This window comes from Bacillus mobilis, assembly GCF_001884045.1.
GTDB classification, from domain to species: domain Bacteria; phylum Bacillota; class Bacilli; order Bacillales; family Bacillaceae_G; genus Bacillus_A; species Bacillus_A mobilis.
This window is the reverse complement of record NZ_MACF01000069.1, coordinates 30,418-45,439: the sequence shown is the minus strand read 5'-3', so window position 1 is coordinate 45,439 and position 15,022 is coordinate 30,418. Positions and strand designations below refer to the sequence as shown.

The 15,022-nt window shown below is 35.5% G+C and carries 19 protein-coding genes; 11 read left to right on the top strand and 8 right to left on the bottom strand.

The genetic code is table 11. From position 1 onward, the window contains the following. The first annotated feature begins 15 nt into the window (after positions 1–15). The 3 genes from BAQ44_RS10825 (at position 16) to BAQ44_RS10815 (ending at position 1,446) form a co-directional block, all read left to right on the top strand. Positions 16–792: a hypothetical protein gene (locus tag BAQ44_RS10825; protein WP_061678612.1), complete on the top strand. Its 777-nt coding sequence runs from the start codon at positions 16–18 to the stop codon at positions 790–792. Positions 793–843: 51 nt separating this feature from the next. Further along, positions 844–1,164: a hypothetical protein gene (locus BAQ44_RS10820; protein ID WP_061678611.1), complete on the top strand. Its 321-nt coding sequence runs from the start codon at positions 844–846 to the stop codon at positions 1,162–1,164. A gap of 69 nt (positions 1,165–1,233) precedes the next feature. Beyond that, positions 1,234–1,446: a hypothetical protein gene (locus BAQ44_RS10815; RefSeq protein ID WP_000798748.1), complete on the top strand. Its 213-nt coding sequence runs from the start codon at positions 1,234–1,236 to the stop codon at positions 1,444–1,446. A gap of 30 nt (positions 1,447–1,476) precedes the next feature. Here BAQ44_RS10815 and BAQ44_RS10810 read toward each other — a convergent pair whose 3' ends face one another. After that, on the bottom strand, positions 1,477–1,815 hold the full coding sequence (locus BAQ44_RS10810; protein WP_001253201.1) for a hypothetical protein: 339 nt from the start codon (positions 1,813–1,815) through the stop codon (positions 1,477–1,479). A 204-nt stretch (positions 1,816–2,019) separates the two neighbouring features. Here BAQ44_RS10810 and BAQ44_RS10805 point away from each other — a divergent pair, with 204 nt between their 5' ends. The 5 genes from BAQ44_RS10805 to BAQ44_RS10785 all read left to right on the top strand — a co-directional run bounded on the left by BAQ44_RS10805 (position 2,020) and on the right by BAQ44_RS10785 (position 6,796). Next, complete coding sequence (locus BAQ44_RS10805; RefSeq protein ID WP_071721661.1) at positions 2,020–2,700, top strand: class I SAM-dependent methyltransferase; 681 nt, start codon at positions 2,020–2,022, stop codon at positions 2,698–2,700. Between the two features lie 94 nt (positions 2,701–2,794). After that, the gene (locus BAQ44_RS10800; RefSeq protein ID WP_012644371.1) at positions 2,795–4,483 is read left to right on the top strand and encodes a formate--tetrahydrofolate ligase; all 1,689 of its coding nucleotides are present in this window, start codon (positions 2,795–2,797) and stop codon (positions 4,481–4,483) included. 90 nt (positions 4,484–4,573) lie between these two features. Beyond that, on the top strand, positions 4,574–5,101 hold the full coding sequence (locus BAQ44_RS10795) for a hypothetical protein (RefSeq protein ID WP_061678609.1): 528 nt from the start codon (positions 4,574–4,576) through the stop codon (positions 5,099–5,101). Positions 5,102–5,120: 19 nt separating this feature from the next. Next, complete coding sequence (locus BAQ44_RS10790) at positions 5,121–6,290, top strand: DEAD/DEAH box helicase (protein WP_061678608.1); 1,170 nt, start codon at positions 5,121–5,123, stop codon at positions 6,288–6,290. 122 nt (positions 6,291–6,412) lie between these two features. Next, positions 6,413–6,796 carry a VOC family protein gene (locus BAQ44_RS10785; protein WP_063261703.1) on the top strand — a complete coding sequence of 128 codons (384 nt, stop codon included), beginning with the start codon at positions 6,413–6,415 and terminating at the stop codon, positions 6,794–6,796. A 44-nt stretch (positions 6,797–6,840) separates the two neighbouring features. On the opposite strand, the gene BAQ44_RS10780 is transcribed toward BAQ44_RS10785, so the two are convergent. Both BAQ44_RS10780 and BAQ44_RS10775 read right to left on the bottom strand, forming a co-directional pair. Further along, positions 6,841–7,479, bottom strand: coding sequence for a zinc dependent phospholipase C family protein (locus BAQ44_RS10780; RefSeq protein ID WP_071721660.1), 639 nt, complete (start codon positions 7,477–7,479; stop codon positions 6,841–6,843). A 29-nt stretch (positions 7,480–7,508) separates the two neighbouring features. Continuing rightward, entirely contained in the window at positions 7,509–8,495 is a 987-nt protein-coding gene (locus tag BAQ44_RS10775; RefSeq protein WP_071721659.1) for a quinone oxidoreductase family protein, read from the bottom strand. Between the two features lie 208 nt (positions 8,496–8,703). Between BAQ44_RS10775 and BAQ44_RS10770 the strand changes: the two genes are divergently transcribed. Together BAQ44_RS10770 and BAQ44_RS10765 are read left to right on the top strand one after the other, a co-directional pair. Further along, the gene (locus BAQ44_RS10770; RefSeq protein WP_071721658.1) at positions 8,704–9,282 is read left to right on the top strand and encodes a sigma-70 family RNA polymerase sigma factor; all 579 of its coding nucleotides are present in this window, start codon (positions 8,704–8,706) and stop codon (positions 9,280–9,282) included. Next, positions 9,279–9,959: a DUF3600 domain-containing protein gene (locus BAQ44_RS10765; RefSeq protein ID WP_063261699.1), complete on the top strand. Its 681-nt coding sequence runs from the start codon at positions 9,279–9,281 to the stop codon at positions 9,957–9,959. The genes BAQ44_RS10770 and BAQ44_RS10765 overlap by 4 nt, the downstream gene beginning before the upstream one ends. A 43-nt stretch (positions 9,960–10,002) precedes the next feature. On the opposite strand, the gene BAQ44_RS10760 is transcribed toward BAQ44_RS10765, so the two are convergent. The 5 genes from BAQ44_RS10760 to BAQ44_RS10740 form a co-directional block, all read right to left on the bottom strand. Continuing rightward, complete coding sequence (locus BAQ44_RS10760; RefSeq protein WP_063261698.1) at positions 10,003–10,248, bottom strand: hypothetical protein; 246 nt, start codon at positions 10,246–10,248, stop codon at positions 10,003–10,005. Between the two features lie 141 nt (positions 10,249–10,389). Then, positions 10,390–12,336, bottom strand: a complete 1,947-nt coding sequence (locus BAQ44_RS10755; RefSeq protein WP_071721657.1) for an ABC1 kinase family protein — start codon at positions 12,334–12,336, stop codon at positions 10,390–10,392. A 110-nt stretch (positions 12,337–12,446) separates the two neighbouring features. Continuing rightward, the gene (locus tag BAQ44_RS10750) at positions 12,447–12,881 is read right to left on the bottom strand and encodes a hypothetical protein (RefSeq protein ID WP_071721656.1); all 435 of its coding nucleotides are present in this window, start codon (positions 12,879–12,881) and stop codon (positions 12,447–12,449) included. A gap of 85 nt (positions 12,882–12,966) precedes the next feature. Then, on the bottom strand, positions 12,967–13,938 hold the full coding sequence (locus tag BAQ44_RS10745; RefSeq protein ID WP_071721655.1) for an MBL fold metallo-hydrolase: 972 nt from the start codon (positions 13,936–13,938) through the stop codon (positions 12,967–12,969). 95 nt (positions 13,939–14,033) lie between these two features. Beyond that, entirely contained in the window at positions 14,034–14,243 is a 210-nt protein-coding gene (locus tag BAQ44_RS10740; RefSeq protein ID WP_048540955.1) for a DUF3925 family protein, read from the bottom strand. A gap of 223 nt (positions 14,244–14,466) precedes the next feature. Between BAQ44_RS10740 and bsaA the strand changes: the two genes are divergently transcribed. Next, a complete protein-coding gene (gene bsaA / locus BAQ44_RS10735) occupies positions 14,467–14,946 on the top strand; it encodes a glutathione peroxidase (protein WP_061678599.1) in 480 nt (159 codons plus the stop codon). Positions 14,947–15,022 lie beyond the last annotated feature (76 nt).

The following is a 15,022-nucleotide window of genomic DNA, read 5'->3' as shown; positions in this document are numbered from 1 at the left end:
AGGTGGCTAGGTGCTTTGTCTGGAGGATCTGACCAAGTAAAGAATATGATATATATTAATGGTAATCGTCGGGGTCATTGTTTTATTACATCAGGTATTACGTTTAAAGAGTTTGCAAGTAACATCCCTTCACCGCTTCATCAAGTGTTGCTTTTGAAGCACAACTTTGAATGGACAGATTTTCACTATCATACTTTATTTGAATATGTTGAGGAAGAAAATATACATAAGTTAATTCAAGCAGAGATTGATGAATTTGATGAATTTTGTTGGGTTGATTTTGATGATGCAAGCGATTTAGATGAACTAGAGCCAAAAGAAATTGCAGAGCTTTTATATTTGGCTCACAAAAAAGAACCACTTGCAAGAACGTTCTTTCCGCTATTGAAAAATAGATTTGTTTATTTTTCACATGATGATGGATGGTACAACAAAGTGTATTATCGTAGAATTGCTGATTTTGTAGGCATGTTAAGTAAAGTCATTCCTTATAAACTCGGTGCTTTCGGTAAGAAACGTTTTTCTTTGTTCCAAAAATCAAAAATTTTCCCAGCAATTTCGAAAGAATTGATCATGGGGCTTATTCCATTAATGGAAGATGGTCTTTATATTGATCTAGCAGGGAAAATTGAGTCAAGAAGGGGTCTTGAAATTCCGGTATATGTAGTTGGTTCGTATGAAAGTACGGATGAGGTACTAGATAATATCGATGAATTGAAAGAAGAAGCAACAGAGACAGGTTGGCTCATTTTTGATAAGAAAGAACAAGAATGGCAATGGGTTGTGGACTAAGAAAACTTGGCGCATGAAGTCAAGTTTTCTTGTCATTTGAAAGGAGTACAAATGAAGAAATATTATACAATTGTGGGTATTGTAAGTATTATTCTCGTGGCGATTTTACTTATTACTTGTCCGAAAGAATCAGATTTTAAAGTGTATGTAGAGGATAAGTATGCATTGAAATGTGATGAGAGTAGTTTTGAATGCACACAAAATGTAGATGGTAAAAAAGAAAAATTAAAATTTGAAAGTACAGATGCACGAAATGGTGTATTCTTTATGACTGTAAAGCAAACATTTAAAACAGAAGCTGATGTTACGAAAGAATATAGCGGAGTAGGAATGTTTGGTACATTTCTTTTTGTTTCAGAGAAGACTTTCTAGTAATAGAAGGTCTTTTTCTTATGCTTATGTTCATATAGATGAAGTAAGACAAGCATAGGAGGGGTAGTAATGAAAAATACATGTATCGTTTGCGGTGGTGAGGAGTTTTTTTCCTCCACTTTGTATGCACGTACGAAACAAGATTGGGCATATGCACAAAATATGTATCGATTTGAAAAGGTGTTTATTGAGCATCGGGATGAAGAGAATTATCCAGTGTTTCAAGAAATTACAGCGAAACATTGCTGTGGATGCGGTCATATTATGTTGTATCACGAATGAACACACCAAGTATAACTTGGTGTGTTTTTTTTAAAACGCTGACAAAGCAAGCGGATAGAGTAAAGTAAATAAAACAGAAAAACTTCCAAAACCAATTGCAGTATATCCAAGTGTTCTTGCTCCGAAATTGACAGCTAATAAGCCGACTAAAATCGCAAGAGAGCCGAGTGTAACCGGATAAAATGCAATTGAGAAAAGCGAAAGAAATAAAGCGACATAGCCTACCATTGCACCGGTATTTGTACCTTCTATTTCATTTGCAATTTCTTTACGCTTATGTCTAATCGGAATGCCAGCTGGTGATATTTCAGCTGCATACTCTTCGTTTTTTTCACCACTTTTAAAATGATGATTTCTCTTTCTTCGCATGTACATCCCTCTCTTTCAATTGGGTGTACCTATAGTATCTTACATAAAGAGAAGAACATGAGTATGAGTTAAACCCAAGTAAAGCAAAAATTGGAGAATAAAGATTCCATTATTAGCTTGTACATCTCCTAATGAAGATAAACAGGAATTTTGGAAAATGATGTAGAATGAAATGAGTGATAAAACGTGAAGGCAGGGAAATGTATGACGAAATTTAATTGGCATGAATCAGCAGAGAAAAAATGGGATAGTAGTGCAGAATTTTGGACTCAGAATAGTCAGGAGATGTGGGACAGCGGGAGCAGAAGTACAATTATTCCATTTTTTGAACAGTATGTGAAGAAAGAAGCTCAGGTGCTTGATGTTGGTTGTGGGGATGGATACGGTACATATAAATTAAGTCGCGCGGGCTATAAAGCAGTTGGAGTAGATTTATCAGAAGTAATGATTCAAAAAGGGAAGGAGCGTGGAGAAGGACCGAATTTATCTTTTATAAAAGGAGATCTTTCTTCCTTACCATTTGAAAATGAGCAATTTGAATCAATTATGGCAATTAACTCTTTAGAATGGACCGAGGAGCCATTACGAGCATTAAATGAGATAAAGCGCGTTTTAAAAAGTGATGGGTATGCATGTATTGCAATTTTAGGACCGACAGCCAAGCCTCGAGAGAACAGTTATCCTCGTTTATACGGCAAAGACGTTGTTTGTAACACGATGATGCCATGGGAATTTGAACAGTTAGCGAAAGAACAAGGTTTTGAAGTGGTAGATGGCATCGGTGTATATAAGCGCGGAGTAAATGAGAAGATGCTAGGTCAACTACCTATCGAGTTACAACAATCGTTAACATTCTTATGGGTATTTATGTTAAAAAACGCATAAAGAAATGAAAGAATTTTTAGGAGGTAAATAAGTGCAGAAAATACAAAAAACTGATACAATATCATCAGAACCAATTAAAGGGGGACTAGGGTATATGACAACTACTACAACAGTTAAATCCGACATTGAAATCGCACAAGAAGCGAGTATGAAGAAGATTCAAGAAATTGCAGCTGAATTAAATATTTTAGAAGATGAATTAGAGCCATACGGGCATTATAAAGGTAAGTTATCTCTTGACATTTTTAAGCGCTTACAGAACGAGAAAGACGGTAAAGTTGTTTTAGTAACAGCGATTAACCCAACTCCAGCTGGAGAAGGTAAATCAACAGTAACAGTTGGTTTAGGTCAAGCTTTTAATAAAATTGGTAAGAAGACAGTAATTGCACTTCGCGAACCATCTCTTGGACCAACGATGGGACTAAAAGGCGGAGCAGCAGGTGGTGGTTTTTCACAGGTAGTACCTATGGAAGACATTAACCTTCACTTTACTGGAGATATCCATGCAATCACAACTGCTAATAACGCGTTAGCAGCGTTTATTGATAATCATATCCAACAAGGAAACACACTTGGAATTGATACACGTAAAATCGTTTGGAAACGCTGTGTTGACTTAAATGATCGTGCCCTTCGTAACGTAGTAATTGGTCTTGGTGGACCAGTTCAAGGTGTACCACGTGAAGACGGTTTTGATATTACAGTAGCATCTGAAATTATGGCGGTATTCTGCCTTGCAACAGATATTCAAGATTTAAAAGCGCGTCTATCTCGCATCGTAGTTGCTTATAACTTTGCAAATCAACCTGTAACGGTTAAAGATTTAGGTGTAGAAGGTGCGTTAACATTATTATTAAAAGATGCATTAAAACCAAACTTAGTACAAACGTTAGAAAATACACCAGCTATCATTCACGGCGGACCATTTGCGAATATTGCTCACGGTTGTAATAGTGTTATCGCTACAACAATGGCAGCAAAATTAGGTGATTATGTTATTACAGAAGCTGGATTCGGTGCTGATTTAGGTGCAGAGAAGTTTTTAGATATTAAAGCTCGTGCAGCTGGCATTAAACCAGAAGCAGTTGTTATTGTTGCGACTATTCGTGCGCTTAAAATGCATGGTGGCGTAGCAAAAGATCAATTAAAAGAAGAAAATGTAGACGCATTAGCAAAAGGTATGGAAAACTTACAGAAGCATGTTGAAACAATTCAAAGCTTCGGTGTGCCTTTCGTAATTGCAATTAATAAATTCATTACAGATACAGATGCAGAAGTTGCATACTTACAAGAGTGGTGCAATGAGCGTGGCTATGCAGTATCCTTAACGGAAGTTTGGGAGAAGGGTGGCCAAGGCGGAGTTGACCTTGCTGAAAAAGTGTTAAAAGAAATCGAAAAAGGTGAGAACAACTACGCACCACTTTATGAATTAGAATTACCATTAGAAGAAAAAATCCGTACAATTGCTCAAAAAGTGTACGGCGCAAAAGATATTGAATTTGCTCCGAAAGCACGTAAGCAATTAGCTCAATATGAAGGAGAAGGATGGAGTAACCTACCAATTTGTATGGCGAAAACACAATACTCTCTTTCTGACGATGCAACAAAATTAGGTCGTCCATCAGACTTTATCGTTACAATTCGTGAGCTGAAACCATCAATTGGTGCAGGATTTATCGTTGCGTTAACAGGAACAATGCTAACAATGCCAGGCCTTCCAAAACAGCCAGCAGCACTACAAATGGACGTAAATGAAGATGGAAAAGCAGTAGGTTTATTCTAAAAGGTTGTAATTCATCTCGTTTATCTGTAAACTATATATACATCAAGTGGCGCCTTTCCATCGAAAGGCGCCTGTTTTTTGGAGGAAATTATGTTTGATCCAACTGCTTTTGATAATTTAAAAGTAATCGTAGAAGGTGCTGTATATGATTTTGATTTACATGGAGATATTCTTGTAACAGATCGAAAAGATATGATGGACCTTGCCTCATTAAGTCGTATATACAATATTTCATTTCAATTAACAGAGCCGTTCGAACAGTTAGTAGAAGCAACATTTTCACTATCTGTAGATGCAAAGAACTTATCTGGTGAAATATTGGAAGTACCACAATTTACACCAGGTTGTGAAATGAAGTTAGCATTTTCATTCCCGATAGAAAAGCCAGAGGTAGTGTGCGAAGAAATTGAAACTTTCATGCATTCTATATGGGGAAAAGAAAGAATGATTACGCAAAAACTTTCATACGAATATAATAAGCAAGCGATTTCATATCATAATAAGGTAGAGGTTCTATTTCAAAAAGCGATTACAGAAGACCATGTTGATGATTTAATAGCTGTTATTTCACACATGATAGAAACGGTGCGAACAATACAACATTTTCTTCAAAAATAGAGATAAAGGAGAAAAACAAATGATAAAAGATATGCAACCATTTTTACAACAAGCTTGGGAGAAGGCTGGTTTTAAAGAATTAACTGAAATTCAAAAACAAGCGATTCCAACTATTTTAGAAGGACAAGACGTTATAGCTGAATCTCCAACTGGAACAGGAAAAACATTAGCGTACTTATTACCCCTTTTACATAAAATTAATCCTGAAGTAAAACAACCACAAGTTGTTGTTTTAGCGCCAACACGTGAGCTTGTTATGCAAATTCATGAAGAGGTTCAAAAGTTTACAGCAGGAACTGAAATTTCAGGTGCATCTTTAATTGGTGGTGCAGATATTAAGCGCCAAGTTGAAAAATTAAAGAAACATCCGAGAGTAATTGTCGGTTCACCAGGACGTATTTTAGAATTAATTCGTATGAAAAAGCTAAAAATGCATGAAGTGAAAACAATTGTATTTGATGAATTTGATCAAATTGTAAAACAAAAGATGATGGGCGCAGTACAAGATGTAATTAAATCAACGATGCGCGACCGTCAATTAGTATTCTTCTCAGCGACAATTACCAAAGCTGCAGAAGACGCGGCACGTGATTTAGCAGTTGAACCACAAGTGGTACGTGTAACACGTGCAGAGTCAAAAAGCTTAGTTGAGCATACGTATATCATTTGTGAGCGACGCGAAAAAAATGATTACGTAAGAAGAATTATGCATATGGGCGATGTAAAAGCAGTTGCTTTCTTAAATGACCCATTCCGTTTAGATGAAATTACTCAGAAATTGCAGTTCCGTAAAATGAAAGCAGCAGCTCTTCATGCAGAAGCAGGTAAGCAAGAGCGTGAAGCAACGATGCGTGCTTTCCGCGGCGGGAAATTAGAAATTCTACTTGCTACTGATATTGCAGCACGCGGTATTGATATTGATGATTTAACACATGTAATCCACTTGGAGTTACCAGACACAGTAGACCAATATATTCACCGCTCAGGACGTACAGGACGTATGGGTAAAGAAGGAACTGTCGTTTCTCTTGTAACACAACAAGAAGAGCGTAAATTACTTCAATTTGCAAAAAAACTAGGCATCGTATTTACGAAGCAAGAAATGTTCAACGGATCGTTTGTAGAAACGAAACCGAAAGCACCAAAGAAAAAGAAACCAGCGTTTACCGGGAAGAAAAAGCCTAGATAAAGAATGGGAAAGACGTAACTATTTGTAGTTACGTCTTTTTGATTGTAATTGAATGAAAAAGGAATAATAATAGTACCTGTAGAAACCTACATAGAATATAAAAACCATTAGGGGGAAATACAATGATTCATAAAGTTGGACAAATTATGTTATATGTAAATAATCAAGATGAGGCAGTAAACTTTTGGACGGAAAAGGTAGGGTTTCATGTAGTAGCAGAGGAAGATAACAAGCAAGGAATGAGATGGATTGAAATCGCTCCGAAAAGCGATGCAGAAACGAGCATTATATTACATAATAAAGAAGTGATTTCTAAAATGAGCCCAGAATTAAATCTTGGTACACCATCTTTAATGTTCTTCTCAGAAAATCTTGATCAATTATATACAGATTTAAAAAATAAAAATGTTACTGTTGGCGAAATGGTAACTATGCCTTCTGGTAAAGTATTTAACTTTGCGGATAGTGAAGGGAATTATTTTGCGGTTATGGAAAAGAACAAATAATAATATCACTATGTGAAAATCCCCCTCAAATATATTGAGGGGGATTACATGTTTGAAGGGGATTTTTCATTAGAGAGTTGATTAATATAAAATACGCCCTTTTCAATAGCTGTCTCAATATAACCAACGATTTGATTAAACGTAAACACTTGTAAGTCCTCATGCAAATGTTGCTCTGGATACAACATATCTTCAAAAAGATACTTTCGAAAAGCTAATACGTTTTCTTTAGAAACCTCTTCAATATCCATAATGTGAACCTCTTGATTGAGAAGAGAGAAGAGTTGTTGTTCTTTATCGTAATGATGAAGCAACTTTGCATTTAACAATTTAAAATCGTTATAGTACATAGGTGCAATCGTTTCGTCATTTTCTATTCTATTTTTTAGCCAAGGTAGAAAAAAGCCACTTAGCCAATTATCATCGGCAATGAGATGGGTGTAATAACCTAAGAGAAAAGGGGAATCCATATGAACTTTATATTTTTGAAAAAAAGAATTGAAATCTATCCTTCTCGTATAGTTTTTCGTTGTGCCAGCGTAAAAGTGTGAAGCGCCTTTTTCTTCTGTTGAATGAACAGCATCAGGGGCTACACCTCCAAGTATGAAAGAAGTTTTATCTTGAATAGATAATTTTTCGGCAATCCTGTTAGCGATAATAGCATGCATAATTCGTGATCCCATGAATGACACCTCGGTTCCAAGTATTCATTTCAGGAAGGGGACTGAACAGTTAGTATGACTTTCCCTGTACTTTTTCTACTTTCGACCCATTCATGTGCTTTCCCTGCATCTTGAAGTGGAAAAGATTTCGTAGCCTTAATTTGCAAACTTCCGTCACGTAAATAACGGAAAACTTCATTTGCAGTTTCTTGGAGTAGTTCGGGACGTTTTTTTCGTGTAGTACCAAAGCTAAAACCGAGTATAGAGCGACAACTTGCGTGTAAATCTTTCGTTTGAAAGTTACCAATTTTACCGCTTGCATTTCCGAAATGAACGAGGCGACCATAATAAGCAAGACATTTTAAACTTTTTTCCGAAACTGTTCCAGAAATAGAATCTAAAATTACATCGACCCCTTCACCATTTGTCAGCTCATTGACTTTCTCTACAAAATCCTCATCTTGATGACAAATAACATAATCAGCTCCAGCATCTAAAGCGATTTTACTTTTCGATTCATTTCCGACAGTACCGATAACAGTTCCAGCTCCTAATAGTTTAGCGATTTGAATTGCTGTTGTACCAATTCCACCAGCCGCTGCATGAATGAGAACCGACTCGCCTAGTTGAAGCCTTGCTACATTTGCAAGTAAATTATAGCTTGTGAAAGATACGATAGGGCATGCCGCTGCAGTTTGAAAATCGACTTCATGGGGTAAAGAAAAAGTTAGGTTTTCGTTTGCGACAACGTATTCTGCGTAAGAGCCATTTTGAGGAAAAGCAATGACACGTTGTCCAGGATAAATATTTTTTACATGAGAACCGACTCGTTCTACCACACCAGTTGCATCTATCCCTGGTATAAAAGGTAGTGCTTTATTTCCTTTTTTACCATAACGGGATTTAATATCGGCGAAATTTATACTAGTAGCAACAACGCGAATCAAAACTTGATTTTCTGAAATAGCGGGCATATCCACATCTGTATATTTCATCACTTCAGGACCACCGAACGACGTTACAACGATAGCTTTCATCATATATCCTCCTAAATTTGACTATATAAATCATTTTAAATCTTCATTAGGAATTGGAAAATTATATAATTGTTATGCATGGTTATAAGTGAAGTTTATGAACCCATTGAATTATTATATTAATTTATATGAAAAACTTTTTTGAAAAAATCGAACGAAATATCAATTACTTGCCAATATATAGTGTAAGACAAAGGAGGGGTGGTATATGAAGGATGAAACAGTGTATATGGATTTAATCCAATTAACTTTATCGGGCAATAAAGAAGCGTATAGCGAATTGTATGATACAACGATTCAAGAAGTGTATAAAACCGCGCATTTCTTAATAGATGATAAAACGGATGTAGATGATGTCGTTCAAGAAATATACATACAGCTATATGAATCGCTTCGTAAGTATGATAGCGAGAAGCCATTTCGTCCTTGGTTAATTGGACTTGCGATTAAACAAATTCATTCTTATAGAAGAAAGAGGTGGATGCGACTACGAATTATAAAAAAAGCAGAAGAGCAAAGAAAACCAGTACAAATTGATTTTTCAAACGATGTTGTAAGTAAAATATCAAACCAAAAACTAGTCGAACTCATTCATAAATTACCGTATAAATTGAAACAAGTAATTATTTTAAGATACTTACACGACTACTCACAAGAAGAAGTAGCAAAAATATTACATATTCCACTTGGTACTGTGAAATCTAGAATTCATGCGGCCTTAAGGAAACTACGTCAAAAAGAGCAAGTAGAAGAAATCTTTTTAGGAGAGGTAGGGAATGTGAAATGAGTTTAGATTGTAGAGTTAGAGAATCTATACAAGAAGAAGCGAAGGGGGTTGTAGCCCCGCCGGAGTTAAAAGAAAAAATAATCGTTCAAATAAAAATGAAGCGCGGGGGAAGTAAGGTGAAGAAACGCCTTATCGCAGGAGTGCTTGCAGCAGCATTTTTAATCCCTACGACGGGTTTTGCTTATCAATCTATCATGGCAGATGGTATATACGGATCTTTTGAGAATTTAAAAAAACATGCCGGAGCGATGACATTAGAAGCGTATATGCGTTTTAATGCAAAGTTGTCACAAGCGAAAGATGAAATGGGTGCAAAGGAATATGAAGAGTTTACAAAAGAACTAAAAAAATTAACAAATGCTAAGCTTGAGTACGGAGATTCGAACGGTAATATTGATTACGATCAATTATCACCAGTTAAAAAAGAAGAAATGAAAAAAGTAGAGATGGAGCTTCAGCCATATTTTGATAAATTAAATGGCCATAAATCTAGTAAAGAAGTATTAACTCCTGAAGAGTATGAACAATATATGGAAGCATTAATGTCATATCAAACCGTATTAGTAAAAACGAAATCAAGTGGTGGGATAACAGTAAACGAAGTACCTGAGGCATACAAAGAAAGATTTATTAAAGCGGAGCAGTTTATGGAGTATGTAGACGAAAAAGTACGATAAGTAGGAAAGCTCATAGCTTTAGCTGTGAGCTTTATTAATTGTATTAACCACCTATTCCTTTTGCTAGCAATAGAAAATATACAACTACTAGTATTACGCCATTTAATGCAGTGCCAACTATTCCGAATAACCAATTTTTTGATGCTATCGCAAAAATAATTCCGAGTAATGAAAGGGGAGCTAGAATCGCAACAATTAAAGTTAAATTTGCATTAGGCCCTCTTAAAATAAAGAAAGAACATATACTTGCGAGAAACATTAGACACGAGAATCCAAAAAGTTTATACATAATAATGCTCCCTTAGTTGAAATGGCATTTAACTTAGTACACGATTTTCTTTAGTTTAACATAAATTTCCTAGTATATATTGAATAAGTAAACAATAAAAAACGAGTATACAATCTATGTGATTGTATACTCATTTTATTATTATTTAAATTTCCTTACCGCATGAATAGCGACTCTTACAAGTAATATCGCACTTATAAATAAACCACCGTAACCAACGACACTTAAAAATTGATTATTTGGCTCTTTCGCATTGTTTGCTAAATGCAATACGCCTACTGAAATCCCACCAAATGCAGTTCCAATAAATGCAATGAGGAATTGCGAGATAAACGTAGTAATGAATGATGCATTTGTTTCGTCAGAGAAAAAGCCGACTTTTACAGATAATTCTCCGTTTTCTAGTTTTGAACTTAAATCATCTAGTTTTCTAGGAATGCGTCGTATGGCAGGTAACATAGAGAGTAATTCGTTTGTTGCAGCTTCTTTTAGACTAGAATAATTGTTAACCGGCATAAAACTAGCTGCATGATCTTTCGCAAAGCGTTTCGCTTCGTTCATTAAATTGAATTCGGGATTTAGTTGTAGCATCGTTCCTTCTAGCGTAATTAAAGAGCGGAAAGCTCCTGCAACCATTGGATAAAAAGCCAATTCAAACTCAGCGATTATTTGAAATAATCCTTGCATGAATTCTTCAGAACTATTTGTAGAAACATACGTACTTTGGATTAATAATTGACTGATAGCTTGTTCTAATCCTTCTTTATCAACATTTGGTTTCTTTTCAACTAATTGAAGCAGTCCATCAAGCAAGACATATGAATTTTTGCGCTCAAAGCCGATAAGCAGTCGCTTGAATGCATCTTGTTGTAGTGTTCCTAATCGTCCGACAGAGCCGAAATCAAGTAATGCAGGAGTGCCATCACGGAGAATATATACGTTACCTGGATGAGGATCTGCATGGAAAATACCTTTAAAGAAAATTTGCTCTAAAATACAATCGAAGAGTTGTCGTTGTACTTTTTTCGTATCAATTTGTAATTCATTTAATAAAGCTGACCCGCTTTTAACACTTACCCCATCCAAAAATTCAAGCACAAGTATTTTTGAATTACTGTATTCTTGATATACTTTCGGTATTTTTACTTTCGTTTCACTATTTTTTAGTGAATCAGACACTTGTTCGAAGTTACGAGCCTCGATTTTGAAATCAATTTCTTCTTTCATTGCGGTAGAGAAGCCATGTGCTAAATCAAGAAAGCCGATGTTTTTAGCCCAAGTTGATTTGTTGGAAATCCATAAAGCAAAGTGAATTAAAATATCTAAGTCACGTTTAATTGTTTCAGAAATATTAGGCCGTAGTAGTTTAACGACGACATCCTGGTCGCTTTCTTTTAGCTTTGCTTTATGTACTTGTCCAATAGAGGCGGCAGCTAACGGTTCCATTTCAAAGAAGCTGAAAATTTCATCTTTTGGTATATGTAGTTCCTTTATCAATATCTCTTCCACTTGTTTTTGTGATAAACGTGTTACATTTTCCTGAAGGTTACATAACTCGTGAATAAAAACAGATGGTAATAAATCAGATCGAGTTGATAAAACTTGTCCGAATTTAATAAATACACCACCGCATTCTTCTAGTGTATTTCGAAGTGAAGTGGCGAGCTTACGATCTGCTTCTGGCGAGCGCTTTAATGCTAAATATTTTCCCATCCCGTGCTTTATTGCAATAGAAGAGACGCGCATATATCTTTTTTGTCTACCAATCTTAGCGAAGAATTTTGAAATAGGATTTCGGCTTTCTATTACTAGCTCATCCATTTCGCCACGCTTAATAGGATCAAATAGTTCAAAAACTAGGTAACAAAGCATTGATACGATTAATGAGCTTCCTAGCCAAAAATATCTATCAACACCGATAATCGATTCATCTTGATAGCGTAAGAATAAAAACCAATACATAGCTGACGTAATTGAAACACCTAAAGTGGCCGCACTTGCTTGTTTGAAGAAATTTAGTTTTGTACCAATTAGCCGACCACTGATGAAAGACATAATGATTGCTAGTAGAAAAAGTTGAAAAAACATTGTATCATTCCTCTAAATTTTATTCGATTACTGTATTATACTGGAATGCAATTATTCTAACAACAAGCCAAGGAAGTACAAACCTTGGCTTGCAAGATTCAATAGAGTACTCAATTATATTTTTTCATAGTTGCATTATCTTTTTGTATAAAACAATCTAAAAGGGAATAACCAGCTATTAAACTAATTATCGTAACAAAGGTTGTATTTATAAGAATAATATTAGCTAAATAAGGTAAATATTGGCCAAGCGGTGAAAAGAGTAGAGCTGGAGAAAAGGAAATTAATATTGTAGGCACTGTAATTGCGATAAACTTATCTGGTTGAAAGCTCCAGCTTTGTTTACTCGTTTCGCGATTAATCGATTGAAGGAATCGTAATAATATGCCAACGATAAGAGGGAAGAGTGTAAAGTAGAATAATCTTGGATATACGTTAAAGTTTACCTGGGCGTCTGTATCTAAATAAAATTGAATTTTCACTCCGACAAATAATAATAAGACGATAAATAATGTAAAACAGAGGTATAACATCACTTTTTGCATTGTATTCCACCATCCTTTATTAAAGATATATTCAAAGAAAAAAGAGATATACAATAACTACTGTTGTATATCTCTTCTTTTACGGTTAGTTAATAGTGGGTTTTGCTTTTTCTTGCTTCGTGAAATAATCAATAATGCCCATCGCACTAATTTCTATGTCTAGATGTAAAATGTTATAAACGGAATGATCTGATGGAACGTTTAACTTTGTAAGGTGGGAAGAGATCTTATCCATTAATACAGTTTGTAAAGCTTTAGTCGCTTCATCGAAATCATTATACTGTTCAAAGACCTCTTTACCAGTATGAACGAAAATAGGTAGCCAATGTTCAAGCTGGTTATATACTTCTGTAACATTAGATGATGCACCGTAATGACCGAAATAAATAGTATCTACATTCATACTTTGAATGTGATTTTTTGAAGCAATCATCGCATCTGGTTGGAATTGTGAAGGAGACGTTGATGGGAGATATAGTTCTATACCAACGTCTGCGAGTTCTCTATAATAAATGCCAATTGTATCGCCAGTAAAAATGCCGTTTGTTAATGAATCGTGAATGCTAATATGGTGCTTCGCATGTCCCGGTGTATCGTAAAATGTAAGGATGCGGTCTTCGGCAATTTGTAATGTATCACCATGTTGTACAATACGAACACGTTCTTCTTCTATAGGAAGAATGGGATCAAACAGTTTATCGAAATCTTCTTTGTATACAGCTTTTGCGCCTAAAATGAGTTTTGTTGGATCAATCATATGACGAGCACCGCGAGAATGCACATATAAAGTAGCATTTGGGCACTTTTCCATCATTAAACCAGCAGCCCCGGCATGATCTAAATGAACGTGTGTTACGATAATGTTTTTTACATCGTTTAAATCAATATGTAATTGTTGTAAGCCGTCTAAAATATACGGAAGAGAAGGGGCTGCACAAGTTTCAATTAAAGTAATATCGTCACCTAATAAAACGTACGTACCAGTTCGTTCATTATGTTGTAAATCGAAATCATCAATAAGATATAGGTGAGAAGATAATTGCTCTACTTTTTTCATCATTACCACTCCTTATTTACTGTATGTTTCTATTATACGCTAAAATAGAAAAAAGCAGAAAACGAAAGCTCGTCTTCTGCCTTTTTAAAGTGTTATTATTTCGTTTGTTCTTTATTGATAGACATAACGAACAGTCCAACTATGCCACCAACGATTGGCAGCATAATCTCTCCTGCTAAATTAAAGTAGGAGCTTAAAAATAAACCATTTACATCGATTATCCAGCCAATCACATACAATAACATCATATATAGTACGAAATAAAACTCGCGATTTGAAATCGTTTCATGTTGTGCAGTTTTCATAATGAACACCATCCTTTTCTTTTATAATGGAATATAAACTGTCACATTTTGTCCACAATTTAATTGTAAAACTTTCCAACATAAAAGTCTAGTATTTTGTGTCGAATTTTTGAACAGAAATAAAGCGCTCTCATTTCGGAGGAGAATACGTAATAAGAGCTGTATATTCACGAATGTAGTATAGTATAAACATAGAATGATAGTGAAGAGAGGGGCAAGGACCATGACAGTTTATGATTTTTCAGCTAAAACGATAACAGGAGAAGATAAGTCGTTAAAAGATTACGAAGGAAAAGCACTTCTTATTGTAAATGTAGCTAGCAAGTGTGGTTTTACACCGCAATATAAAGGTTTACAAGAAGTATATGATAAATATAAAGACCAAGGACTAGAAATACTCGGTTTCCCTTGTAATCAATTCGGAGGACAAGAACCAGGTACAGAAGCAGATATTACTAGTTTTTGTGAGTTAAACTACGGTGTGAATTTCCCGATGTTTGCAAAGGTTGATGTGAAAGGTGATAAGGCACATCCGCTTTATACATACATGACAGAACAAGCACCAGGTTTACTCGGTATGAAAGCAGTGAAATGGAACTTTACTAAGTTTCTAATCGGAAAAGACGGGAAAGTAGTAGGGCGTTTTGCGCCGCAAACGAAGCCGGTGGATTTAGAGGCTGAGATTGAGAAGGTACTTGGGTAATAACTAGAAGTTTCACTTTATCCCGCATTAACGGGCAGTAAGACCCCCAGCTCAAAATTCAGTGAAAGCAAAGAAG

What these genes read in the sequence shown, in the direction of transcription:
- BAQ44_RS10820 (WP_061678611.1), top strand. Translation starts at nt 844, where the DNA reads ATGAAGAAATATTATACAATTGTGGGTATTGTAAGTATTATTCTCGTG.
- BAQ44_RS10815 (WP_000798748.1), top strand. Translation starts at nt 1,234, where the DNA reads ATGAAAAATACATGTATCGTTTGCGGTGGTGAGGAGTTTTTTTCCTCC.
- BAQ44_RS10810 (WP_001253201.1), bottom strand. Translation starts at nt 1,815, where the DNA reads ATGCGAAGAAAGAGAAATCATCATTTTAAAAGTGGTGAAAAAAACGAA.
- BAQ44_RS10805 (WP_071721661.1), top strand. Translation starts at nt 2,020, where the DNA reads ATGACGAAATTTAATTGGCATGAATCAGCAGAGAAAAAATGGGATAGT.
- BAQ44_RS10800 (WP_012644371.1), top strand. Translation starts at nt 2,795, where the DNA reads ATGACAACTACTACAACAGTTAAATCCGACATTGAAATCGCACAAGAA.
- BAQ44_RS10795 (WP_061678609.1), top strand. Translation starts at nt 4,574, where the DNA reads ATGTTTGATCCAACTGCTTTTGATAATTTAAAAGTAATCGTAGAAGGT.
- BAQ44_RS10790 (WP_061678608.1), top strand. Translation starts at nt 5,121, where the DNA reads ATGATAAAAGATATGCAACCATTTTTACAACAAGCTTGGGAGAAGGCT.
- BAQ44_RS10785 (WP_063261703.1), top strand. Translation starts at nt 6,413, where the DNA reads ATGATTCATAAAGTTGGACAAATTATGTTATATGTAAATAATCAAGAT.
- BAQ44_RS10780 (WP_071721660.1), bottom strand. Translation starts at nt 7,479, where the DNA reads ATGGGATCACGAATTATGCATGCTATTATCGCTAACAGGATTGCCGAA.
- BAQ44_RS10775 (WP_071721659.1), bottom strand. Translation starts at nt 8,495, where the DNA reads ATGAAAGCTATCGTTGTAACGTCGTTCGGTGGTCCTGAAGTGATGAAA.
- BAQ44_RS10770 (WP_071721658.1), top strand. Translation starts at nt 8,704, where the DNA reads ATGAAGGATGAAACAGTGTATATGGATTTAATCCAATTAACTTTATCG.
- BAQ44_RS10765 (WP_063261699.1), top strand. Translation starts at nt 9,279, where the DNA reads ATGAGTTTAGATTGTAGAGTTAGAGAATCTATACAAGAAGAAGCGAAG.
- BAQ44_RS10760 (WP_063261698.1), bottom strand. Translation starts at nt 10,248, where the DNA reads ATGTATAAACTTTTTGGATTCTCGTGTCTAATGTTTCTCGCAAGTATA.
- BAQ44_RS10755 (WP_071721657.1), bottom strand. Translation starts at nt 12,336, where the DNA reads ATGTTTTTTCAACTTTTTCTACTAGCAATCATTATGTCTTTCATCAGT.
- BAQ44_RS10750 (WP_071721656.1), bottom strand. Translation starts at nt 12,881, where the DNA reads ATGCAAAAAGTGATGTTATACCTCTGTTTTACATTATTTATCGTCTTA.
- BAQ44_RS10745 (WP_071721655.1), bottom strand. Translation starts at nt 13,938, where the DNA reads ATGAAAAAAGTAGAGCAATTATCTTCTCACCTATATCTTATTGATGAT.
- BAQ44_RS10740 (WP_048540955.1), bottom strand. Translation starts at nt 14,243, where the DNA reads ATGAAAACTGCACAACATGAAACGATTTCAAATCGCGAGTTTTATTTC.
- bsaA (WP_061678599.1), top strand. Translation starts at nt 14,467, where the DNA reads ATGACAGTTTATGATTTTTCAGCTAAAACGATAACAGGAGAAGATAAG.